Source organism: Lentibacillus sp. JNUCC-1, assembly GCF_009741735.1.
In the GTDB taxonomy this organism is placed as follows: Bacteria; Bacillota; Bacilli; order Bacillales; family Amphibacillaceae; genus Lentibacillus_B.
Genome location: NZ_WHOH01000003.1, coordinates 362,917 through 385,829 on the forward strand (window position 1 = coordinate 362,917; position 22,913 = coordinate 385,829).

Here is a 22,913-nt window from a genome sequence, read left to right on the forward strand (position 1 = left end):
TTTGCATCACTAAATCATTCAAAATATCTATTACCACATTATCTCCAACGGCACACCTGCAATTTCACCTTCAACAGCCAAATATTTAATGCCTTGATCAATTACAAATGGAATACCGGTTATATCAAAAGCACACGTCGACCCGCCATTTATTATTTCCCGGATTTTTGCTGCTGGGTCTTTTTCTTTTTTACTATTTATCGTATGTGTGGCACCAGGTTCATTAGCTAATTTAAAGTGAAACTACCTACTACGCTAAAATCTCCCTAACAATGCTCTCTTTCTCAGCCATTTGCAGCTTCCTCCTTGCTCCTCGTCTCCAACTATTAACAGCATCAATTGTAGTTTGATGCAAAAACGCAATCTCTGAAGTTGAATGTCCCTCGATGGTGCAGTGAAGCCAGGTCCATTGGTTGTGGGTCAGATGATGTTTCAGTTCTTGTATGGCGGATTCCTGGAGCAATGAGGCGGGCAGGTCTCGATGTGGGGGTTCGCTGCTCATATGATGTGATTCATCTTGAAGGTCTTGATATGTATCGCTGTAGTGCTGGTGTTCTCTTTGGTGTTTTCTGATGTGATCGATAAGACGATATTTAATGGTGTAGTTAAAGTAAGTTGACATTGGCCCTTTGTCAGGCTGGTATGTCTGGTGTGCATTCCAGAGCGCAATCAGGCCTTCTTGGAAGAATTCTTGGTGAGGATCGTGGATGTTCAGTTTGTGCAAATGGTAATGAATGCGCTTTCGGTTTTGCTCGTAGATCTCTTCAAATGAGTAATGTCTGTTCATGTAAGAACTCCTTCTATGGGATGTAAAAGAGGGGGATAGAGACGAAGATGCTGAAGAAGGTTCGTAAAAACAAGATCACATTTTTTCTTTGAGATTATTAATCTCATCTGCTGGAACATCAAGCACTTTAAGTATTTTAAAATACTTGTAATTGGATATGTCATATTGACCGCCTTCCACTCTGCTCAGGTGGTGCTCATCCATACCGACTTGCTCGGCCAGCCACGCCTGTGTCTTCCGATTTCGATTTCTATGTTTACGTATAAGCTTTCCTGCTTCTCTTGTGAAATCCGATTTTTCCATACCAAACCCTCTTTTCAAGGGTATTATCCTAAAATATTAAGAATTTTAACATGCCGTATTTCACATATTTATTGGTTAGAGTAAACAAAGTTGTATTCAAGAGAATTTTCATCTTGTTATTTAACCGGAAAACACAATATATAGTTTTTAATTTAAACCATATATAGATTTATAAAAATAAAATAATTTAAATAAAAAATTAAATAAGCCGTCGAAAATAGTTAAAAAGTCTCGAAGCGACAGTCTCGCAGTGCCTGTCACTTCCCGATTGATGTCGTTTTTTGTCGAACGATAATTTAACCCAAAATGCCCCTTTTTGTCTGCTCGGTTCGATTGTATTAATGAGCGGCGAAGAAAGGGGGTGTTTGTTATGGAACGAGAGCATATGACGGTTAAAGAACTTGCAGCTTATCTGGGTGTGCACACAGATACGATCTACAAAATGGTGCTGATGAATAAAATTCCGCATTTTAAGCTGTGCAGCAAGATTCTTTTTACACGTGATGTGATTGAGGAGTGGATTCGGGAACAGGAGCTTCAGTAAGTGGAGCTCCTATTTGGCGTGGGAAAATTTAATCAATCAAAGGAGAGATTAGGATGAATTATATTAAAGAAATGAATGCTTTCAAGGAATGGAAGACAACGAACAGACTGACGCCGAGCGCAGTTGCGTTGTGGTATACGCTGATGGCGATAAACAATTCGGCGAGATGGAAGCACTCGTTTAACGCACCGAATTCACTTGTACAGCAGCTCACAGGCCTGTCGAGACAGGGAGTTGCCGATGCACGAGCTCAACTTTTGGAAAATGGATTCTTACGTTATGAAAAAGGAAAACGAAACGATGCGCCAGTCTACCAAATGGTGTCATTAGTCCAATCAGTTGACCTATCACTTGACACAACGGTTGACACATCTGCTGACCAGGACTTGACCATACATAAACATAAACATAAACAAAAAAGCAACAGCAGAAGCGCGCACGAGGAAAATGATTCGCTGGTCGTTTATGAAGAGAACTTTGGCAAGGTTATACCGATCGTCAGGAAAGCGCTATTGGAGTGGAATGACAAGCTGGGGGATGAAGCTGTTATTCATGCAATGAACCTGACCGTCCGAAGGGGCGGTAAATCACTCGGATACATCGAGCAAATTTTAAAAGAGTGGGCGAAAGCAGGATTAACGTCATTGGACGAGGTACTGGCTTATGAAGCCGATAAAGAAGAAAAACGCAGTCATAAAATCGTGGTTAAGGAACAGTCACAAGAAAGCTATCATGCGATATTTGAGGCGTTTAGACAAGGAGGTGAAATCGAATGACGCAGGACGAAGCTTTGGACATTTTAGAGACAATCAAAGAGGTTTACCCGAAGTTTCAGGTCACCCCTAAAAAAGTGGCAGTACTCGTGCCGCCTCTGAAAAAAATGGATTACCAGGGTGTCCTTGATAAGTTTTCCCACCATGTGGCCAACAGCCCATATGCCCCGACTCTAGCTGATATTGCAGCATACCCGCCGGAGGAGAATCTGTACTTGGAGCAGATGAAACAGTGGCGGGCAGAAGCGGCGAAGGTCTCCCCTGAGGTCAAGGAGCGATTCCGGGTTGCCATGCACAAACTGATCAAGGAGAAGACGGGGACATGATGGTGGCAAATTATGAAGCAGAAGCAGCTGTGCTTGGGGCAGTGCTCATTGACGGGGCGCTGTTTAAAGACCTGGAAGTACAGGAGGAGCATTTTAGCAACAGGCGCCATCAGGTCATTTACCGGGCGATGGTGGAGGCGGCAGCCAGTGGTGAGTTCATTGATCTCGTCGTGGTCACCACCCGTCTCGGTTCAGCCATTCAGCAGGTCGGCGGTACCGAATATCTGCTGGAAATGGCCGAATCCGTACCCAGCACGGCAGGTTTCAAGCACCATGAGCAGCTCATTTTTGCCGCTTATCGTTTGCGGAAATCACGGGAATGCGCCATCAGATTCAGTCAAGCACCCAATGATGGTCACTTGGATACCCTCATAACTGATTTGCAGACAATCCGGGAAACTGGAGCCATCCAGTCGGAGAAAACGACCTATGAATATCTTTTGGAAATCACGGATGAAATGGTGGCGCCGCCTGATCAACCTTCCGGCTGCATGACAGCTTATCAAGACCTGGATGAAATGACCGGCGGCATGCAACAGGGCGACCTGATCATTGTCGCCGCCAGACCATCCGTCGGAAAAACAGCATTCGCTCTGAACCTTGCTGCAGGACATTGCAAGAACGGCGGATCGTCACTCGTGTTCAGTCTGGAAATGAGTCAAAAACCCCTTCTGCACCGCATCATCTCTGCAGAAGGGTCCATCAGCGGACAAAAGTGGCGCGACTTTTCCTTCTCCAAGAATGATTACCAAGAAGCCTTCCATGCCGTTGGCAAAATATCTGAATGGGATCTGGCAATCTACGATCAAAAGCACACCATCATGGGCATCATCGCCACGATTCGAAAACAGGTCCATGACAATCCAGATGGCCGCCACTTGATCATCATCGATTACCTGCAGCTGATCACCCCTGCCAGCAGGCGAGAAAGACGCGACTTGGAAGTCGGTGAAATCACCCGGGAACTCAAACTCCTAGCCATCGAACTCAATATCCCAATCATCCTCCTCTCCCAGCTGTCCCGAAGCGTCGAATCCCGGCAAAACAAACGCCCCCTCATGTCCGACTTGAGAGAATCAGGCAACATCGAACAAGACGCCGACGTGATCTTCTTCTTGTATCGGGAGGATTACTATGAGAAGCAGAAAGACCAGGACCGGATTGAGGTGATTATTTCGAAACAGCGGAATGGACCGACTGGAGTGGTGAAGTTGGGGTTTTTGAAGGAGTTTGGGCGGTTTGTGGAAGTGAAGAAAGCAGGGAGTGACAGGCACATTATAATATAAATGTCTCTCGACATGCCTTTCGATTGAAAAAGCCATATTCGACAGAATATGGTTTTCAAATGACTATGCCTCAGCTTTTATGATTCATGAAACTAGCGTAATGCTTACGTTTGAAGGCTTGGATAGCAGCAAGGCTCTTTGTGATTTAATTATACGGATTTAGATACATAAGTATTTTCAATGTGTTTAATAAACGCTTTAACAACAGGTGAGGTATACATGCCTTTTTTAAATATAACTCCAACTTGAAGCGATGGCAGTTCCTCCTCAATTTCCAATGCAAGCGTATTATCTCTGTTTGAAGGGTTGATATAAATCTTCGGCAGTATTGTAAAACCCTCATTAAGAGTCGCCATTTTAATAAGCGAATACACATCCGGCGATTCAACTGTTGGATTTAATTTGAACCCCTTACTCTCACAATATAGATCTATGACCTGTCTAATGTAATATTGAGCCGGCATGAAAAATAATGGATATTGAGATAGATACTTTAAATCAACCTTTTTTTGTGAAGGAACTTCATGGTTAATCGAAGTGATTGCATGTAAATTTGCTGAAAATAATGGTATTGTTTCGAGCTGCTCATGGTATGCAGGCAAAAAAACAACACCCAAATCAATCGAAGAATTTAATAGCCTTTCGATTGTCTTTTCAGTTTTTAAAACAGATATTGAAACTTTGACATGGGGAAATTGCTTGTGAAAGTTGAGCATTGGTTCAAATAGCAATTGGTTTCCTGAACATCCCACGCGAATTTCGCCGCGGGTAGTTTTATTAAAATCCTCTATGGATTTAGTTGCTTGGTCGATTTCCAACAAAATACGATTAACATGCTTTAATAGAATATAGCCTGTATCCGTTATCTCGACCTTCCCGCCGTCTCGGTGAAATAAAACTGTATTTAGCTCGCCTTCTAAATTTCTAATTTGCTGGCTGAGTGTTGGCTGTGAGATGCCTAGTTGGTCTGCAGCACGACTAAAATGAAGTTCTTCTGTAACAGCAAAAAAATATTTCAGCAACTTTAGTTTCATTTACATACACCTCTTAATCACCTATAAATTTCCAGCATAGTCTGTGCCTATAGTATGTATAGGAAAATCTATATTGAATAGTTAAACAATACATGATAGTTTCTTAATAATCAATAAAAGTAAACGCTCTTGAAGTGGCGATTGTTTGAAAGGCAGGAGGAAATTATTGAATAAATATACAACAAGTATGGCTTTTTTGGAAGCTCTCCAAGAAGCCGGTGTCTCGTATTTGTTTTCAAACTTTGGAAGTGATCATCCAGCATTGATTGAGGCACTTGCTGCAGGAGAAAAAGAAGAGAAAGACTTACCGCGTGTCGTTATGTGCCCGCACGAAATGGTAGCGATCAGTGCTGCACATGGTTATGCACAAGTTACGGGTAAGCCTCAGGCTGTTATCGTTCATGTTGAGTGCGGGACACAGAATTTAGGTGCGGGTCTCCATAATGCATGGAAGGGTGAAGTTCCTATTTTAATATTTGCCGGAAAATCACCTTACACACAAGAAGGTGAGTTACTGGGAAGCAGGAATGAATTTATTCAATGGATACAGGATGTTCCTGATCAAGGTGGAATTGTAAGAGGATATATGAAGTATATCAATGAGATTCAAACAGGTTTAAATGTAAAACAATTGGTTTATCGATCTTTGCAGATTTCCCAAACGACCCCCAAAGGTCCAGTATATCTTATGGGGGCTCGCGAAGTAATGGAAGAAGAAATTCCGAAAGCGACGGATTTAGATATAGATCAGTGGAAACCTGTAGCGCCTGCTGCTTTACCTCCTGGAGAAGTTACTACAATTATAGAAGATTTATTAAAAGCAAAAAACCCTTTGGTTGTGACGTCTTATCTAGGACGAAACAAGAAGGCTGTTACAGAACTCGTTTCTTTTTGCGAAAGAATGGCTGTACCTATATTAGAATCCGTACCTTCTTATATGAATTTTCCACCTGATAACACTCTTCACATGGGTTATCAATGGAATACAAAAAAACAAAATGAGGTATTAGAAAATGCTGATTTCATACTGGTCGTAAACAGCACAGTCCCTTGGATACCTTTAAAAAATAAACCTTTAAAAGAGGCGATTGTTTATTATATTGACGATAATCCTTTGAAAGACCAAACACCACTTTGGTATATTCCTTCAAAACAATTTTTTGCAGCAGATGCAGAAACAGCCTTAAAGCAGTTAAATGAAAAGTTAGAGCAAATAACATTGGAAGATGACATTGTTGTAAGTAGAAGGGCAAAAGTTAAAGAGCTTAACCTTCAGAAAGTAAAAGCCCAAAAAGAGGCTGAACAACTTAGTGATAATACAATGACTCCTGAGTATGTTCTTGCGTGCATAAGGCAAGTAAGTGACGAAAACACTATTATTATCAATGAACTTATATCGAGCTATGATGTCTCTTATCAACATTTAAATATGAATCAGCCCGGATCTGTGTTTACAAGTGGGGGAGGTGGACTTGGCTGGAATGGCGGGGCAGCGATTGGGGCTAAGTTAGCTGATCCATCAAAAATGGTTATCAATCTTACTGGTGATGGCAGTTATATTTTTAGTGTCCCATCAGCGGTTTATTGGATGGCTCGAAAGTATCAAACTCCTTTTTTAACCATTATTTTTAACAATGAAGGCTGGCTATCTCCAAAGTTGTCAACATTAGGTATTCATCCGGAGGGCGTAGGGTATCAAACAAAACAATTTTTCACGGATTTCACCCCTGTATCAGATTTATCAAAAATAGCTGAGGCAGCAGGGGGAGCTTTTGCTTTAAAAGTCACCCAAGCAAATGAGTTAACAAACGCTTTGAAAAAAGCGATCGAAGCGGTTCATTCAGGTCAAAATGCTGTATTAGATGTTTATTTACCCTCAGTCAAGAATTATGGGAATAAATAAATATAGGGTTATTAATAATTAAAATTTTTTCAAAACAAAAAATCTTATATTGCCTTTAATATGTTTTTAAGGTACTATAATTTATTATAAAAAATTAATAGGAGGGGTTGGACAATGAAAGTTGCTGTATTGGGAGCTGGCAGTGTCGGAAGTGCATTAGCTGGTTATTACGGAATGAAAAACCTTGATGTTCGTTTATATGAACTTCCTGAATTTGAAAAAAACATTAAGCTCATTAAAGAACAGGGTGGTGTATATCTTTCTGGTTCTGTAGAAGGGTTTGGACAAGTCGGGTGTATTACAACGGATATGGAAGAAGCGATTTCCGGCGCAACAGTTGTATTTGTCACTGTCCCGGCATACGGACATAAAAAAGTAGCAGAAGAGTGTGCGAAGTATCTAACAGAAGGACAGGTTGTGGCGATCAACTCAGGATCAGTATTTGCGGCACTGGAATTTGACAGAATCGTAAAAATGGAAGGTAATGAGAAAAACATAGCAATTGTAGATATTTCCAATCTAATGGGATGCAGAAAATCCTCCCCCGGAGAAGTTAATATCCACGGAATGAGAAAAGAAATAACTGTAGCTGCGATAGATCATGAACATGCGAAATTTGCGGTAACCAAGTTAGAACCACTGTTTGATAATGTTGAGACCACATCAGGTCTTCTGGAAATAGCATTAAATAATAATAGCACATTGATGCATCCAGCTCCCGCAATTCTAAATGCCGGATGGATTGAAACTTCAGGAGGAAATTTTGATTTTTATTGGGGCGGCATTTCACCTTCTGTCGGTAAAGTGATGGAAGCAATTGACTCAGAACGCATTCACATTGGTAGACAGCTAGATTACAATTGCATGTCATTCTTGGATAAGGTCAATCAATTGAATGAAAAACACCTGGGTTCCATTTATGAATATATATCAACTAATCCCTCCCTAGGCGGCCCAAAAATTGGCTCATCTGTATGTCCCAGCAATCTACAGGAACGATATGTTTCTGAGGACGTGCCATATGGATTGGTTCCTTATTCCGAACTGGCAAAGAAAATAGGGATACAAACGCCACATATCGACTCGCTCATTACACTGGCTTCTCGAATGAATGATATAGATTACAGACAAGAAGGCCGTAATTTGAAAGCGATGGGAGTTGAAAATAAAACGATAGCAGAGATTAAGCAACTTTTGATTAACTAGACGATCACTATAAGGGAGGAAATAGATGTGGATGCGGATGTAGCAGTTATAGGCTTAGGGACCATTGGCAGCATGACATGTTGGAATTTATCTAAAAAAGGGGTTTCTGTCTTAGGTTTCGAACAGTTCGGAATCGGACATGATCGCTCTGCGCATGGAGGCGGATCAAGAAGGTTTGTAGTTGCTTCAAGTTCAATGAACCATACGGCCTTTAGTAAAGAATCACATCAATTGTATCGTGAGCTGGAAGAGGATACCGGGCAGCAATTACTATCCTCAGGCGGTACACTAACAATTGGAGACCCTAATACGGATAGGATGAAAAATGTCATAAAGTGTGTAGAGGCGTACAATATACCTCACGAAATTTTAGACAAAGATGAAACCAAAAGACGCTTTCCCATGCATGATCTCTTTGATGGGGAAATCGCGGTCTTTGATAAGTTGGGTGGAGTGCTGAGACCCGAGCAAATAGTTGTCACTGCTGTAAATCGCTCTCGTCAATTAGGTGCTAAAGTCTACACCTACACTAAAGTGACTGGGATAGAACCCGATGCAAACGGTGTGACAATTCATACTGACAACGAACAAACATTTAGGGTTGGTAAAGTTATTATTTCAGCTGGACCATGGGCTAACGAAGTTTATCCTGATATAAAGAATATATTTGAAGTGCATAGAATTATTATGACATGGTTTGTTCCAAAAGATACTGCTCAATTTACAGAAGATAAGTTTCCAAACTTCTCCAGAGTAAGCGGAGATCGACATATAATCGGTACGCCTATAATCGATGGAAGACTTGTAAGAGTCAGCGGAGCCCATGCTATGAAGGTTTTAAATAATGCAAACGAGTTTGATAAAAATGTGGATGTGCAAGATATTCTTGAGGTAAGAGAATCCTTGAAACACCTTATGCCAGGAATTAATCCGGATCCTGTATCCACTATCCCATTTATGGATGGATACACTACTGATCAATTACCATTAGTGGGTGCAACAAAGAAAAGCAAAAACATTTTATTGATGTGTGGTTTCTCGGGATCAGGTTTTTCTCAAGGCTCTGCCATGGCAAACATTGCGGGTAAGTTAGCAGCAGGTGAAAAAGTTAGTCATTCAATAGACCATCTTTCTCCTAAAAGATTCGATCTATAAGTAAAAACATCACTTTTCGGGATCGGGTATGATATCGGATTTAAAGTTTTTCATACATTAAAAGGAGGCTCTACTATGAAAAAAGTAAAATATTCTTTGCTCGCTGTACTAACAGGTATGTTTTTAATGCTAGCCATCGGATGTTCAGAACAAGGAAGTGCTTCAAACAACAATGATAACACAGCTACAAATGGTGATGGGTCACCCTCAGGTAATCAAGAATTAAATATGGCCCTTGATACAGACCCTCCTACATTTGATCCGAGAAAAATTGGTGATGCGACTTCTGATGTTTTATTGCATCAAATGTTTGAGGGGTTAATGCGGCTAGATCAAGATGATAATCCAAAAGAAGCTATGGCTGAAACATATGAGGTGTCAGATGATAAACTCAAATATACATTTACAATAAGAGAGGACGCTAAATGGTCTAATGGGGATCCGGTAACAGCAGAAGACTTTGAGTATGCATGGAAATGGGTACTTAATCCTGAAAACCCCGACACCCCCGCTGCGGATCAGATGTTTGTTATTAAAAATGCGAGTAAAGCTAAAGCTGGAGAAGTGGCGGTAGATGAAATAGGAGTCAATGCAGCAAATGAAAAAACGCTAGAGGTAGAACTTGAGTTTCCAGCGAATTATTTCTTAGATCTATTAACAAATTCAGTGTCTTTTCCAGTAAACAAAGAAATTGTTGAGAATAACTCTGAATGGGATCAAGAAGCTGGGGATGATTATGTCACAAACGGACCATTTAAGCTCGAAGAAAGAGTAAATAAAGATAAAGTAGTATTAGTTAAGAACGAACATTATTGGGATGAGGAATCAGTGAGTTTGGATAAAATTAATATGCCGATCGTTCCTGATGAAAATACAATTTACAACCTTTATGAAAATGGTGAAATTGATTTTGCTGGAGATCCAGCAGGAACGCTCCCCTTGCCGGCTATAAACGCTTTAAAAGAAGAAGGGAAACTAAATAATCAAACGAGTGCAGGAACGTATTACTATGCATTCAATATTCAACAGAAACCTTTCGATAACGTTAATATAAGAAAAGCATTTTCATACGCCGTCAACCGGGAACAAATCGTGAATAATATTACGAAAGCTGGACAAAAACCAGCTATGGCATACGTTTCCCCGCCAATTTGGGAAGAAAATGAGGAAGGTTATTTTAAAGATAATGATGTGGAAAAAGCTCAGGAACTACTTGAAAAAGGGCTTCAGGAAGAAGGGTACGACGACATAGAAGATTTACCAGAGATTGAGATAACTTATAATACTTCAGAAGAACATGCTTCTGTTGCTCAGGCTATACAAGATATGTGGAAAAACACCCTAGGAGTAGAAGTAACACTTAATAATAAAGAATGGCAAGTTTATCTTGATAGTATAGATCAAGGTGAGTTTCAAATCGCCCGCTTGGGATACGGTGCTAAAGTAAACGACGCATTTGTGGATCTAAATGCTTACTCTGAAAAATCTAGAGGAAAAAATTATATGGACTGGGAGAATGAGGAGTTTCAAGACTTGATGAAGCAAGCACAACAAGAAAAGGATTCAGATCAATATAAAGAGATTTTGCGAGATGCAGAAAAAGTCTTAATGGATGATGCGATAGTATCACCTCTTTATTTCTTGGTATCCTCTCATGTAGCAAAGGATTATGTTCACGATGTTCACATAGATGTCCTGGGAAGAATCCAATTGAAATGGGCTTATCTATCAGAACATTAGACAGATTGCTAAGCAGAGTGTAGTTAATAGGGAAAGTTGTAGCGGAGGGAGGCTTTTAAGCTTCCCTCTCAGCTCATCTCATGAATAGTTTTCTCAAGAGTTAAAACGATAAGTGGATATAACCGATTTTGGAGGTGTTAACCAGTGAAAATGTATTTATTAAAACGAATAGGGTTTATTGTTTTATCACTATTTATAATTGTTACGATTACTTTTTTTCTAATGAAAGCTGCGCCTGGGGGACCTTTTGCTTCTGAAAACAACGATTTGCCTCCTGAGGTGAAGGAACAGCTCTATGAAAGTTATGGCCTGAACGATCCAATTCATATTCAATACTTTAAGTACTTGAAAAGGGTTATTACATGGGATTTAGGGCCTTCTTATAAATATACAGGACGAGACGTAACTTCAATTATAAATGACAGTTTCCCATATTCTTTTGTTTTAGGAATAGAAGCTATTTTGCTGGCTGTGGCTTTAGGAACTTTTCTTGGAGCTATAGCTGCGTTAAAACATAGGAAATTTGGAGATCACTCTACAATGGTTTTTGCAGTCTTAGGTATATCAATACCTAATTTTCTTTTAGCAACATTGTTGCAATACGTCCTTTCGATTAAGCTCCAAGCTTTACCAATTGCAAAGTTTGATTCTTTTTGGCATACGATATTGCCTGCGATGGCTTTGGCTGCTACACCTTTAGCTTTTATTGCAAGGTTGATGCGCTCCAGTATGTTGGAAGTATTAAACGCCGATCACATAAGTACGGCAAAAGCAAAAGGATTAACGAGAAGAGCGGTTGTCTATAAGCATACTGTTAGAAATGCTGTATTACCTGTTGTTTCTTATATTGGACCCCTTGTAGCAAGTGTTTTAACGGGAAGTTTCGTGATTGAAAAAATATTCGCTATACCAGGGCTGGGTAATGAATTTGTAGATAGTGTTACTAATAGAGATTATACAGTTATTATGGGTACGACAGTTTTTTTCAGTGCTTTGCTATTAATAACTATATTACTCGTTGATTTGCTTTATGGCCTTATCGACCCTCGGATTAAGATTACTGAGAAAGGGCGGGGAAGTTGATGTCACAAACGAACGGTAATTTCACAAAAGAAGACTTTGATTTTACAGATGACAGTGATTTGTATGATGGTGAAGAGATTGCTGGTGAAACATCCAGTTACTTGAAAGACACGTGGCGTTTATTTAAACAAAATAAATTAGCTGTTTTCGGTATAGTTTCCATTTTAATCATGGGGATTATGGCTTTAGTAGGGGGATCTATATCTGGACACAATTACTATGATAATAATTTAGTTAATGCCAACCAATCGCCTTCTGCTGAGCATTGGTTTGGCACAGATAATCTGGGGAGAGATATTTTTGCCAGAACATGGTATGGAGCTAAAATATCTTTATTTATAGGCCTCATGGCTGCTCTAATCGATTTAGTGATCGGTGTCATTTGGGGGATTACAGCAGGTTTTTTGGGCGGGAAAGTCGATGAATATATGATGCGCGCTGCTGATGTTTTATATGGTTTACCATATTTGCTGGTAGTTATTTTATTGTTAGTCGTTTTACCGCAAGGGCTTTGGACTTTGATTATCGCTATGTCCATCACCGGGTGGATCAATATGGCTAGGATCGTTCGTGGAGAAGTTCTTAAGTTAAAATCCGAAGAATATATCATGGCTGGGATTGTATTAGGAGCGAGTAAGGTTAGAATAATGACGAAGCATCTTATTCCGAACATTTTAGGGCCAATCCTGGTTACCCTAACTTTGACAATTCCAACAGCAATATTTACTGAAGCATTTTTGAGTTATCTTGGTTTAGGCGTACCTGCCCCGCTTGCAAGTTGGGGAACCATGTCATCTGATGCATTGCCAGCTTTAAGGTATTATCCATATCAAATATTCTTCCCTTCGTTTTTTATTTGTTTGGCGATGCTGTCATTTAACCTAATAGGAGATGGTTTAAGAGATGCATTGGATCCAAAAGAAAGAACCTAAGAGATTAACAGGAAAAAGAAACCTTAGGCATTGAAAAGAATGCTTGTGAGAAAAACAGAAGAATTATAAAAAGGTTTCAGAGACATGATACTAAACAATTCAGGAGGCTCGCAGATGAACAAAGTACTCGAAGTAAATGATCTTTCGATATCATTTGACACTCATAATGGTGAGGTGGAAGCTGTTCGTGGGATCACATTCGATTTGTATGAGAAAGAGACCTTAGCGATAGTTGGTGAGTCTGGATCAGGTAAAAGTGTCACAGCACAATCAATCATGAAGTTAATATCAACCCCACCTGCACGCTATAAAAGCGGCTCTATTGTATATAAAGGCGAAAATCTTATCTCAAAGTCCGAAAAAGAGATGGAGAAATATAGAGGGAAAGAAATAGGAATGATTTTTCAAGACCCAATGACATCCTTAAATCCGACGATGCGAATAGGTAAACAAATCATGGAAGGTCTCCTTAAAAATGAAATGATCAGTCGTAAAGAAGCGAAGAAACGTACGATAGAACTATTGGAGATGGCAGGTATACCTAATGCGACCGACCGTGTGGATAATTACCCACATCAGTTTTCCGGTGGAATGCGCCAGCGTGTTGTTATTGCAATTGCTCTTGCAAGCAATCCAAACATATTGATTGCAGATGAACCTACAACGGCATTGGATGTTACGATCCAAGCTCAAATTCTGGAATTAATGAAAAACATTCAGGAGAAAACAAACAATTCCATCATATTCATCACACATGATATGGGGGTAGTCGCAAATGTAGCAGATCGTGTGGCAGTCATGTATGCTGGCAAAATCATCGAGATAGGTAGAACAGATGAAATATTTTACAATGCTAAACATCCTTATACTTGGGGGTTATTAGGTTCTATACCCACACCCAATATGGAAAAAGGTGATTTGGTTTCTATCCCAGGAAGTCCCCCAAATATGTTAAAACCTCCTGTAGGGGATGCATTTGCTCCTCGCAATGCTTATGCACTTAAAATAGATACCAAACAAGAACCTCCAATGTTCAAAGTATCCGATACACACTATGCAGCGACGTGGTTGTTACATGAAAATTCACCAAAAGTTGAACCCCCGGAAGAAGTCAAAAAGCGTATGAAAGGTATATCCAGCAAGCAAAAAATTGGTGATGAAAAATGACGAAGAAAATACTCGAAGTAAAGAACTTAACAAAAGCATTCCCAGTCGAAAGAAAAAAGTCATTTAAAGCTGTTAATGATGTATCGTTTGATGTATATGAAGGAGAAACCTTTGGATTAGTTGGAGAATCAGGTTGTGGTAAAACAACAATGGGGCGTACCATTGTTAATCTTTACGAGCCTACTAATGGAAAAATAATTTTTAATGGTCAGGATATTCATGGAGCTAAATCGCCAAAACAGCGAAAACAGTTTAATCAAAAAATGCAAATGATATTTCAGGATCCCTATGCCTCATTAAACTCTCGAATGACAGTTAAAGATATTATTGCAGAGGGAATTGATATTCATGGATTAGCATCATCTAAAGAAGATCGCACTAATCAAGTGAGTCAATTGTTAAGCTTAGTGGGACTAAATGACAGTCACGCTAACCGATATCCACATGAATTTAGCGGGGGTCAACGTCAAAGAATTGGTATAGCCAGAGCGTTAAGTGTCAAACCGGAATTTATAGTAGCCGATGAACCTATATCTGCTTTAGATGTTTCTATCCAAGCACAGATTGTCAATTTATTAAAGGAACTACAAAGAAAACAAGGCTTAACATTTTTGTTTATAGCCCATGATTTATCGATGGTAAAATACATTAGCGATCGTGTCGGTGTTATGTATAATGGACACCTTGTTGAAATAGCTGAAAGCAATGAATTATATAATAACCCTTACATCCTTATACCAGGTCTTTATTATCTGCTATACCTGTACCAGATCCTGTGTATGAGCGTAGTCGTCAACGGTTTGCATACGAGGCAACTCAAGACAATACTTCAAATTCTCAGTTGCGTGAAGTGACCCCTGGCCACTGGGTCCGTTTGTAAAATAACAGGTCAGTCCCCACGTCATTCCAGTTTTCAAGTGACAAGGGACTGACCTTTGCTATCTATTAATTCCCGTGTGGCATGGGGACGGTTTTTAAAGGGGTTAATCGGAAGTTTTACGCTTAAGAAAGCACAAAAACGGACATCATCTGCCCATTGTGTCTTCTTTTAATCATATGTAACTACTTATAACAAAATTTGATTGCATAAGGAGAATGAAATCGCGCTTTCCGATACGGTTAAGTTGAGTTTTTCGAAGGAGTTTGGGCAGTTTGTGAAAGTGGGGTGTTTATGGCACACTAGAAATGTAGGAAACGGCAGTTAATTTATGTACCTATAAAAAAAGCCACTTGCCAACATCCAAAAAATTACATACACTCCTGTTTGGGCAATACTTTACGGGAGGTAGTATAGGAGATGTTAGCAATGGCTGAAATTAATTATATCAGATGTGAAACGAATAAAAAAGGTCGCAGCTATGCAGAAGTAGCACGACAGACGGGGATAGATAGTCGGACAGTGAAGAAGTATTCCGATATGGAAGATTTCAATCCAAAAGAGCCTATCAAACAAAAAAGAAGATCCCCTGTCATGGACCCGTCAAACCTATTATCGATGAATGGCTGATGGAGGACTCCAAAAAGAAAAAGAAGTTTCGTCGGACTGCGAAACGAATCTATGATCTATTAGTAAAACACCACCAGTTTACAGGTTCTGACCGTTCGGTCAGGGACTATATTTCCAAACGAAAGCGAGAGTTAATGGAAGAGAGTGAAGAGGCAGCTCTTCCTTTAGAAACAAAGCCAGGGGCTGCTCAGGTGGATTTTGGTGAAGCGCCTTTCCTACATGAAGGCGAGGAAGTCGTTCGGCATTTCTTAGTGCTTTCCTTCCCTTACAGCAACGCATTTTTATATCAGGTGTTTCCGTCTCAGAATCGAGAGTGTTTTCTTCAAGGTTTAGCGAATATATTTGAATTTCTTGAAGGGGTGCCGCATACTATCCGTTTTGATAACCTGTCACCTGCCGTCAAAAAGTACTGCCGGAAGGAGAACGTGTGCTCACAGAGGAATTTGAACGATTCGCTGCACACTATGGGTTTTCTTACGAATTCTGCAATCCGAACAGCGGCAATGAGAAAGGCCATGTGGAAGCCATGGTAAAGTACATCCGCAATAATTATTTGTTGCCAGCTGTTCCATACAATCGTTTGGCAGACTTAAATGAACAAGCTTTTGTCTGGAGTGTAGGTGATCGGGAAAGAGCTCATTACGAAAAAGCACTGCCGATTACCGAACTACATTCGGCAGACAAAGAACGATTATTGCAATTGCCAGGCAAGGCATATGAATGTATTCGTTATGAACATTTGAAGGCAGATAAATATGGATTTATCCGGATTGATCGAAAACAGTATTCTACGTCACCTCGCTTCGCCGGGCAAGCAGTGACAGTCAGGCTTTCATTTGATCAGGTGACCATTCTAAATGAAAAGAATGAAATTCTAACCACCCATCCGAGACTCTATGGAAGCGAACGAAAAGCGATGAATTGGCAGCCATATTTAACCTTGATGGCCAAACGTCCAACGGCATTAAAATACAGCTCTTTTTATGACCAGCTACCTGAAGAATGGAAGGTCTACTTTGAAGCCTGTTCGCCGGAAGAGAAGAAAGCCGGATTGAGTTTACTGGCCGTTCTTCTGAAGGATCAGGACTTCCACTTGCCGACTGAGGCATTACATATGGCCTCAGAGCACGGTCATCCAACCGCTGAATCGATCAAGCATGTCTACTATCAGTTAGTTAATGGGCGTGGCATTCGGGAGACACTGTCGCTTCCGCGACTGCCGAAGAAAATACCGGCGGCAGAACCTACTTCACGCGGGCTTACCCATTATGATCAATTATTTACGATAGCCGGGGGTGAGCAGGTATGAAGGAGTTGATCGAAGAACACGCGAAGCGATTAAAACTTAGTTGGATTCGAGAACATTATCATGAGGTGGAAGCTGCCTCTCACGAAGAGTTTTTACTGAAACTATTCGAAAAGGAAATCGAGCAGCGCGAAGAACGGAAATTAAATCTATTGATCAAGCAATCATTATTGCCAGATATATCCGGCAGGCAGTTTGAGTGGGATGGCATTCATATGAACAGTGATCTCTCGAAAGAAGATGTATTAGCGGGGGATTTATCGATAGGAAAGAAAATCTCATTTTATATGGCGGCGTAGGTGTAGGTAAGACTCTTTTAGCCTCTCTTTGCGGCTGGAATGCAATTCATCAGACAAAAAAGAAAGTGCGCTTTTATACGGTGGCACAGCTGGTAAATCAGCTGCTTGAAGCCAATGAGAAAGGGTCACTGGGCAAACTTTATAAACAGATTGAGAGTTTAGATTTATTGATATTAGACGAACTAGGCTATGTGCCATTGCATAAGCAGGGAGCAGAGCTCCTGTTCCAAGTCATCAACTTGTGTTATGAACAGCGAAGTGTAGTCGTCACTACGAACCTACAGTTTGGACAGTGGAATCACGAGTTTGGAGATCCCATTCTAACAGAAGCGTTTATTGATCGTTTGATTCATTACTCGCATTTATTGGTGTTCAACCGAGAAAGTTTTCGGCATAAAGAATCGTTACTCAATCATTAAAAAAGGATGTTGGCAAGTAGCTACATTTTTAACTTCCAATTTATACATTTTCTACTTGCCAAATACAATTATGGCAAGAAGACATTTTCGTCTGCAGCGAAAGCAAAAAGAGGCTGAGCTTAGAAAACAGGAATTAGAAAGATTGGGTAACTTAAACAGCTTAAAGAAAATGACGCCGATTGATTTTGAATACTACATAAGTGATTTGTTTCATCAGATGGGGTTTGATGCACATGTGACTAAGGCAACGGGGGATGGCGGTAAGGATATTTTGATTTATAAAAAAGACTTCCATGCCATTATTGAATGTAAGAGATATGTGAAACAAAAAGTGACACGGCCACACGTACAGAAATTTTATAGTGCTATAATCGATTGTAAAGCTGACAAGGGTTATATAATCACAACAGGTGAATTTACAGCACAGGCGATTTCATATGCAATAGGCAAGTCAATTGTATTAATTGATGGGCGGCGACTGATCAGGATAATCGAGGATATTACACAAGGAGCGGAACAGGGCGCTCATGCAGACATGATCTTGAGGCTGACTTAATGTTAACGGGCCTAGGTTCTTTTTCATTGAACACACACAGGTGGGGATTATTATGGAACACAATACAGAAGAACAGATCTTAGAGGAATTAAAAAATATCAATAAGTCGTTAGACCACTTGAATGAGAAGATGGACCTTATTGAACGTGATGAGGACACAAGTACGACTTCGGATATTTTAAAGTCACTGTTGCTTGGGTTGTTGCTTGTTGGTCCAGCCGCAGCTAATAATGGTAATCTGGCAAGTTATCCAAAATTGGTTTTTTAGCTGAAACCAGTAGATAAAAAGGTGATAAAGGAGAAAGTTCACACCGTTTCAGAGCTTGAAAGCCGCTAAGTCTCGATACATAGTCAAAAAAGACATTACTAACCTAAAACCAAATAATGCATGAATTAAAATCCTGGAAAATAAAATACACCCTGAAAGAAGTGTTACAAACCATGAAAACCTTATTTCATTCTAAAAACGACTTGCTCTATATCGAAAAACTAGAAGAGAAGATTGATGAGTTAAATGCTGAGCTGGATGAGGACAAGAACCGGTTACAAATCTTCCTGAATGATCTACATAAAGAATTATTGGCGGTCGTTAAGCAGCATGATTATGTTAATACGCAGCATGATGTGTTAGGCGATATGTTTTTGCAGCTGCACCAGAAGTTTCAGAAGGTGGAAGACAGTACGATGGAATCCATAGAGGTTTCTAAAAAGATGTTAGAGCAGGGGAACACGCTGTATACGTCGTCAAATGAAATGGAGAAGGCTTCTGAACATAGCAGGAATTCGGTTGAAGAAATCAATACGGTTATTAACAATTTAGGTGAGCAATCCAAACAGACATCGGCAAGCATGAGCCGTCTGGAAGATAGGTCCAATCAAATTAAAAACATCGTCGATATTATCGATGATATAACGAAACAAACCAATCTGCTGGCTTTAAACGCTTCAATAGAGGCTGCCCGAGCAGGTGAACAAGGCAAAGGATTTGCTGTGGTTGCAGACGAGGTACTCAAATTGGCTGAGAACTCATCTAACAGTGCAAAAGATATCGCTGAATTGGTGGAAAAGATACAAGAAGAAATTGAAGATGCCAATAAAAATAATTTATCAAACATCACCCTGGTAGAAGAAGGCATTGAATCAAGCAAAATCACATCGGAACAAATCGATATTCTTATGCAGCATATTAATATTGTGCAGAAAGAAGTAATAGGATTATTGGATCATATTGAAGATCAAAAGAAAAACACAGAAGACATTGTCTATAACTTTGATGAGACAACACGTTTATTCAATGAAGCAGATGATACAATTGCCAAACACATTGAAGATGCTGATGTGGTTGGAGAGGAATTGTTGAATGGGATTAGTAAGGTTAAGACTCTGCTTGAGGATGTAAAATAGTTTTTTGATACATGGGGGTGGTTCTTATGCTTTCTTTTATATTGTGGAAGCATCGGATCCGATCCCGTGCTTTCTCACTGGTCCCGTGGATACATATTTTCAAGAGAAGGGTGCAGTTGAGGAATAAGCAGTGTGCCGTTATAGAGCCAGATTGTTGAATACGCTAAGGTGGTGAAATGATGAGTAAAGATGAAGGTATGTTTGAAAAATTTATCGAAGACGAAATGATGGATATTGAAACATTTAATCTCATTTACGATTTTGTTGCATTGGAAAATTTCCGTCAAGGTGAGTATGAAGGCAATATGTTTGTTATTAGAAAGATAAATGCAAATCATATACAGTTAGAAGATGAAGTAGCGACAGAAAACACCTCCATTCCAACGGTGTATACATATACAAAAAGAAGTTTCTATCGCTTTTACAATCACATAAGCAAAGTTTGTAAACTATGCCAGAATCGGGGGCGTTTGCAGCGTAGCGGTATTCGAGATACCAGCTAATAGTTGTCAATACTTTGGGCTAAAAAACCTTAAAAAAACATGTTACACTAAAATTGGGCATGCCAAAAGCCCTTATAGTTGATAACAATAAGGGTTCTGAAAAGTAAGATAATTTAATGATCATTATGACTGATCTACAAATACTTTCTTGCTGCTTAGTATGGCATGAATCCAATGAACAAGCTTATTAGCACACGCAATGACGGCAACTTTGTGTAGTTTTCCTTCATTCCGCTTGCGTTGATAAAAGGCAATGAGCTTTTTGTTTCGATTTTTAGCTAGACCGCATTGAACAGCCGAATAAAGCGCTTGACGCAGTCTTGATGAGCCTCTTTTTGTGATGTTGTTAATGGATGCCTTGAATTTGCCTGATTCAAAGACACTTGGATCCAATCCGGCAAAGGCTACCAACTTCTTAGGATGATGAAACAGGTTGATATCCCCAATTTCGGAAACGATTGTTGCAGCAATCTTATTTCCGATTCCGGGAATGGATTGAAGAAATTCATAGTCTTCAAAGGTCTTCGCTAGGGCGTCTATCTCTTCTTTTAATTTGGATAGATGCTCCTGGAATTGAAAAAGCATCTTAATGTACATGTTCAGGCTAACAAGCTCTCCATGACAAACTGGAGACTGAAAAGGATTGCGTTTTGCTGCTTCTTTTAGTTGGGATGCTTTATCCAAAAACCATGCTTTAGAGCGTCTGGCTCCGAACTGTCGCATTTCATCAGCTAGCTCTTGTGGCGTAACTCCTTGAATATCCAATGCGGTTGGATAATGCGCTAAAGTGTTCAACGAAAGCGTTCCATAAAGGTCACTAAAAACGCTTTGGAATTCAGGGAAGACCTGATCTAAAGCAGCCTGAAATTGAAGCTTAACACCAACATAGCTTTCTGTTAATGCGCTGTGCTGCCTTGTTAAGAGACGCAAATTCAGGGCTTTCTCCGTCTTCTTTTGATAGTATTCAAAATCTTCCTTGTAGTATAGCTCTCCTAAATGAAACGCATCTGCTTTATCGGTTTTCACCTTGCGTAGGCTTGTTTTTCTGGCCTCATAGGAAACCACCGGATTGATTAAGCAGTACGTTATGTCTTGATCCTCAAGAAATTGCAGTACAGGCATGTGATAATGCCCAGTAGATTCAAAGATCACAACCGGAGGCTGACCAGAAACCTGTTCCACCTCTTGATAAAACCGATAAAAAGCATGAAGTCCTTGTAGATCATGAGCAAATTTAAAGCTTTGCTTATAAGTCTTTTTCCTCTGTAGGAATGCTTGGACCTGGCTTTCGCCTTTTGCGATATCCAGACCAATAACAGGATCCATATGAAATACAACTCCTTTAATAAATTCGCCGGTACGCCCCTACATCACTTGTAGTGTCATAGCTTCGCTTTTTATACGGGGTCCATGCCCCAACCAGCCTCAAACATGTTTCTACAAGGAGGGGGTGGACAGTATTACGGACGGGATCAAGTCCCACGGGCCATTGCGTCCTACCCCGGCTACCTCAAGCATAAAACCTATAAAAAATAGGTCAACCAGAAATGACTGGCTAACCATATAATACGATCGGGCCATTTAGCGGAATAATAAATTTAAAGGAGTAGATAACTTATGAAAATTAATTGGACATTGTTCTATTCATATCTTGTTGTATGGATTGTTGCAGGAGCAGTGGTATTTAATGATATAATTCCAATGATTATTTTTATAATTTGTGGTGGAGTATGTGGCGGTTTAATACTTGCTACTAAAAAGAAGCAACAGCAATGTAGTTAAATAAATATATAAAGAATTTTTATTCATTCAACGGGCGCAATAACGGGATAAAGTTATGCGTCCAAATTTCCATTGTTGGACCATACTGTTTAAAGAAAAACAGTAAAATAAAGTGAGGAGGATATGGGAGTTCCTTGATATCGGGCGCGTTCTTTGTTTAAGAGTTGTGTCTCTAACGTGATCATGATTGTGAACAAAGCTAATTGAACTTATAACAATCCTTATTCGAGGGAGGGTAATTATCAAAAAAACTTTCATTCCAACTGACTACCTAAATGATGATGAAAGAAAGCTTCTAGTAGAAACAAGAAAACGGATTAAAAGCAGTAATGTAAATGAGCTATGGTACTACGAAATTGTCCTGGATCTCCTGATGAAACAGTCCTACAGCCGATATAGAAAACGAGAGAATGAAAAAGAGAAAGTGAATGAGGAAGATGCAGCCTTATTCATTCTTAGCTCTCCAAATTCAGATGAACGTCGTCGTTTCTTAGATGATTAAAAAAAATAATAAAAGTGCTAACTGAATGAGGGCACAATGATCTGAGATCTAAATCCATCTCTTCTTTTCATTCTCCTCAAAGTACTTTTCACTGACGCTCTTATCACTGTCTTTTTTAAGGTGTTTTTTGATGTTTTCTTTATCTTTGTTTGTAAGTTTCAACTTCTGTTTTTTATTTTGTTGATCTGACATTAAAAAAACCTCCTTCTTGTTTTTCATTATACGCAAAATGATTACGAAAAAGAAGGAGATAAAGGTGAAATCGCTGTTATGGGTGTCAGTCCCCCACACTGTAAAGCTTTAAGTTGTCAGAGGCTTGAGCCTGTTTACACCTAACGCGCTTCTGCGCGGGAGGTAATGGGATAGTCCATCGAATAATCTTGGGTTGATTTGTGG

At 39.8% G+C, this 22,913-nt stretch carries 22 protein-coding genes and 4 pseudogenes; 20 read left to right on the top strand and 6 right to left on the bottom strand.

The features are described from left to right. Nucleotides 1-30 precede the first annotated feature (30 nt). From JNUCC1_RS19520 to JNUCC1_RS12245, 3 genes and pseudogenes are all read right to left on the bottom strand, one after another. Nucleotides 31-222, bottom strand: a pseudogene (locus JNUCC1_RS19520) (zinc-binding dehydrogenase); the annotation flags it as partial. A gap of 28 nt (nt 223-250) precedes the next feature. Beyond that, nucleotides 251-787 (bottom strand): RNA polymerase sigma factor, encoded by a 537-nt coding sequence (locus JNUCC1_RS12240; RefSeq protein WP_156645754.1) that lies wholly within the window; start codon nt 785-787, stop codon nt 251-253. 75 nt (nt 788-862) lie between these two features. Continuing rightward, nucleotides 863-1,090 (bottom strand): helix-turn-helix transcriptional regulator, encoded by a 228-nt coding sequence (locus tag JNUCC1_RS12245; RefSeq protein WP_156645755.1) that lies wholly within the window; start codon nt 1,088-1,090, stop codon nt 863-865. A gap of 370 nt (nt 1,091-1,460) precedes the next feature. Between JNUCC1_RS12245 and JNUCC1_RS12250 the strand changes: the two genes are divergently transcribed. The 4 genes from JNUCC1_RS12250 to dnaB are packed head-to-tail and all read left to right on the top strand — an operon-like array spanning nt 1,461 to nt 4,019. Beyond that, the gene (locus tag JNUCC1_RS12250; RefSeq protein WP_156645756.1) at nt 1,461-1,634 is read left to right on the top strand and encodes a helix-turn-helix domain-containing protein; all 174 of its coding nucleotides are present in this window, start codon (nt 1,461-1,463) and stop codon (nt 1,632-1,634) included. Between the two features lie 53 nt (nt 1,635-1,687). Then, nucleotides 1,688-2,410: a DnaD domain-containing protein gene (locus JNUCC1_RS12255; protein ID WP_156645757.1), complete on the top strand. Its 723-nt coding sequence runs from the start codon at nt 1,688-1,690 to the stop codon at nt 2,408-2,410. Next, the gene (locus tag JNUCC1_RS12260; protein WP_156645758.1) at nt 2,407-2,733 is read left to right on the top strand and encodes a hypothetical protein; all 327 of its coding nucleotides are present in this window, start codon (nt 2,407-2,409) and stop codon (nt 2,731-2,733) included. Before JNUCC1_RS12255 ends, JNUCC1_RS12260 begins: the two co-directional genes overlap by 4 nt. Next, nucleotides 2,730-4,019: a replicative DNA helicase gene (gene dnaB / locus JNUCC1_RS12265; protein WP_231784204.1), complete on the top strand. Its 1,290-nt coding sequence runs from the start codon at nt 2,730-2,732 to the stop codon at nt 4,017-4,019. The genes JNUCC1_RS12260 and dnaB overlap by 4 nt, the downstream gene beginning before the upstream one ends. 149 nt (nt 4,020-4,168) lie before the next feature. On the opposite strand, the gene JNUCC1_RS12270 is transcribed toward dnaB, so the two are convergent. Beyond that, nucleotides 4,169-5,053, bottom strand: coding sequence for a LysR family transcriptional regulator (locus tag JNUCC1_RS12270; RefSeq protein WP_156645759.1), 885 nt, complete (start codon nt 5,051-5,053; stop codon nt 4,169-4,171). A 166-nt stretch (nt 5,054-5,219) separates the two neighbouring features. Between JNUCC1_RS12270 and JNUCC1_RS12275 the strand changes: the two genes are divergently transcribed. The 14 genes and pseudogenes from JNUCC1_RS12275 (at nt 5,220) to JNUCC1_RS12340 (ending at nt 20,233) form a co-directional block, all read left to right on the top strand. Beyond that, nucleotides 5,220-6,956, top strand: coding sequence for a thiamine pyrophosphate-requiring protein (locus JNUCC1_RS12275; protein ID WP_231784205.1), 1,737 nt, complete (start codon nt 5,220-5,222; stop codon nt 6,954-6,956). A gap of 114 nt (nt 6,957-7,070) precedes the next feature. Continuing rightward, the gene (locus JNUCC1_RS12280) at nt 7,071-8,162 is read left to right on the top strand and encodes an NAD/NADP-dependent octopine/nopaline dehydrogenase family protein (RefSeq protein WP_156645760.1); all 1,092 of its coding nucleotides are present in this window, start codon (nt 7,071-7,073) and stop codon (nt 8,160-8,162) included. A gap of 27 nt (nt 8,163-8,189) precedes the next feature. Then, nucleotides 8,190-9,317 (top strand): FAD-dependent oxidoreductase, encoded by a 1,128-nt coding sequence (locus JNUCC1_RS12285; RefSeq protein ID WP_156645761.1) that lies wholly within the window; start codon nt 8,190-8,192, stop codon nt 9,315-9,317. A gap of 75 nt (nt 9,318-9,392) precedes the next feature. After that, nucleotides 9,393-11,057: a peptide ABC transporter substrate-binding protein gene (locus tag JNUCC1_RS12290; RefSeq protein WP_156645762.1), complete on the top strand. Its 1,665-nt coding sequence runs from the start codon at nt 9,393-9,395 to the stop codon at nt 11,055-11,057. Between the two features lie 144 nt (nt 11,058-11,201). Further along, the gene (locus JNUCC1_RS12295) at nt 11,202-12,140 is read left to right on the top strand and encodes an ABC transporter permease (RefSeq protein WP_331713775.1); all 939 of its coding nucleotides are present in this window, start codon (nt 11,202-11,204) and stop codon (nt 12,138-12,140) included. After that, complete coding sequence (locus JNUCC1_RS12300; RefSeq protein WP_156645763.1) at nt 12,140-13,072, top strand: ABC transporter permease; 933 nt, start codon at nt 12,140-12,142, stop codon at nt 13,070-13,072. The genes JNUCC1_RS12295 and JNUCC1_RS12300 overlap by 1 nt, the downstream gene beginning before the upstream one ends. A gap of 114 nt (nt 13,073-13,186) precedes the next feature. Next, entirely contained in the window at nt 13,187-14,239 is a 1,053-nt protein-coding gene (locus JNUCC1_RS12305; protein WP_156645764.1) for an ABC transporter ATP-binding protein, read from the top strand. Then, nucleotides 14,236-15,119: pseudogene (locus JNUCC1_RS12310) on the top strand (ABC transporter ATP-binding protein). Before JNUCC1_RS12305 ends, JNUCC1_RS12310 begins: the two are co-directional and overlap by 4 nt. A gap of 417 nt (nt 15,120-15,536) precedes the next feature. Continuing rightward, nucleotides 15,537-17,055 (top strand): annotated as a pseudogene (istA, locus tag JNUCC1_RS12315) (IS21 family transposase). Continuing rightward, nucleotides 17,052-17,770: pseudogene (gene istB, locus JNUCC1_RS12320) on the top strand (IS21-like element helper ATPase IstB). The pseudogenes istA and istB overlap by 4 nt, the downstream one beginning before the upstream one ends. Before the next feature lie 55 nt (nt 17,771-17,825). Then, on the top strand, nt 17,826-18,326 hold the full coding sequence (locus JNUCC1_RS12325) for a restriction endonuclease (RefSeq protein ID WP_156645765.1): 501 nt from the start codon (nt 17,826-17,828) through the stop codon (nt 18,324-18,326). 52 nt (nt 18,327-18,378) lie between these two features. Continuing rightward, the gene (locus JNUCC1_RS12330) at nt 18,379-18,594 is read left to right on the top strand and encodes a hypothetical protein (protein ID WP_156645766.1); all 216 of its coding nucleotides are present in this window, start codon (nt 18,379-18,381) and stop codon (nt 18,592-18,594) included. A gap of 173 nt (nt 18,595-18,767) precedes the next feature. Beyond that, nucleotides 18,768-19,730: a methyl-accepting chemotaxis protein gene (locus JNUCC1_RS19060; protein ID WP_156645767.1), complete on the top strand. Its 963-nt coding sequence runs from the start codon at nt 18,768-18,770 to the stop codon at nt 19,728-19,730. Nucleotides 19,731-19,906: 176 nt separating this feature from the next. Further along, nucleotides 19,907-20,233: a hypothetical protein gene (locus tag JNUCC1_RS12340; RefSeq protein WP_156645768.1), complete on the top strand. Its 327-nt coding sequence runs from the start codon at nt 19,907-19,909 to the stop codon at nt 20,231-20,233. A gap of 123 nt (nt 20,234-20,356) precedes the next feature. Here JNUCC1_RS12340 and JNUCC1_RS12345 read toward each other — a convergent pair whose 3' ends face one another. Further along, a complete protein-coding gene (locus JNUCC1_RS12345; protein ID WP_156645769.1) occupies nt 20,357-21,559 on the bottom strand; it encodes an IS110 family transposase in 1,203 nt (400 codons plus the stop codon). A gap of 291 nt (nt 21,560-21,850) precedes the next feature. Here JNUCC1_RS12345 and JNUCC1_RS12350 point away from each other — a divergent pair, with 291 nt between their 5' ends. Continuing rightward, nucleotides 21,851-22,015, top strand: a complete 165-nt coding sequence (locus JNUCC1_RS12350) for a hypothetical protein (RefSeq protein WP_156645770.1) — start codon at nt 21,851-21,853, stop codon at nt 22,013-22,015. A gap of 373 nt (nt 22,016-22,388) precedes the next feature. Further along, nucleotides 22,389-22,517, top strand: a complete 129-nt coding sequence (locus JNUCC1_RS19065) for a hypothetical protein (RefSeq protein WP_269448172.1) — start codon at nt 22,389-22,391, stop codon at nt 22,515-22,517. 48 nt (nt 22,518-22,565) lie between these two features. On the opposite strand, the gene JNUCC1_RS12355 is transcribed toward JNUCC1_RS19065, so the two are convergent. Continuing rightward, nucleotides 22,566-22,709 carry a hypothetical protein gene (locus JNUCC1_RS12355; protein ID WP_156645771.1) on the bottom strand — a complete coding sequence of 48 codons (144 nt, stop codon included), beginning with the start codon at nt 22,707-22,709 and terminating at the stop codon, nt 22,566-22,568. Nucleotides 22,710-22,913 lie beyond the last annotated feature (204 nt).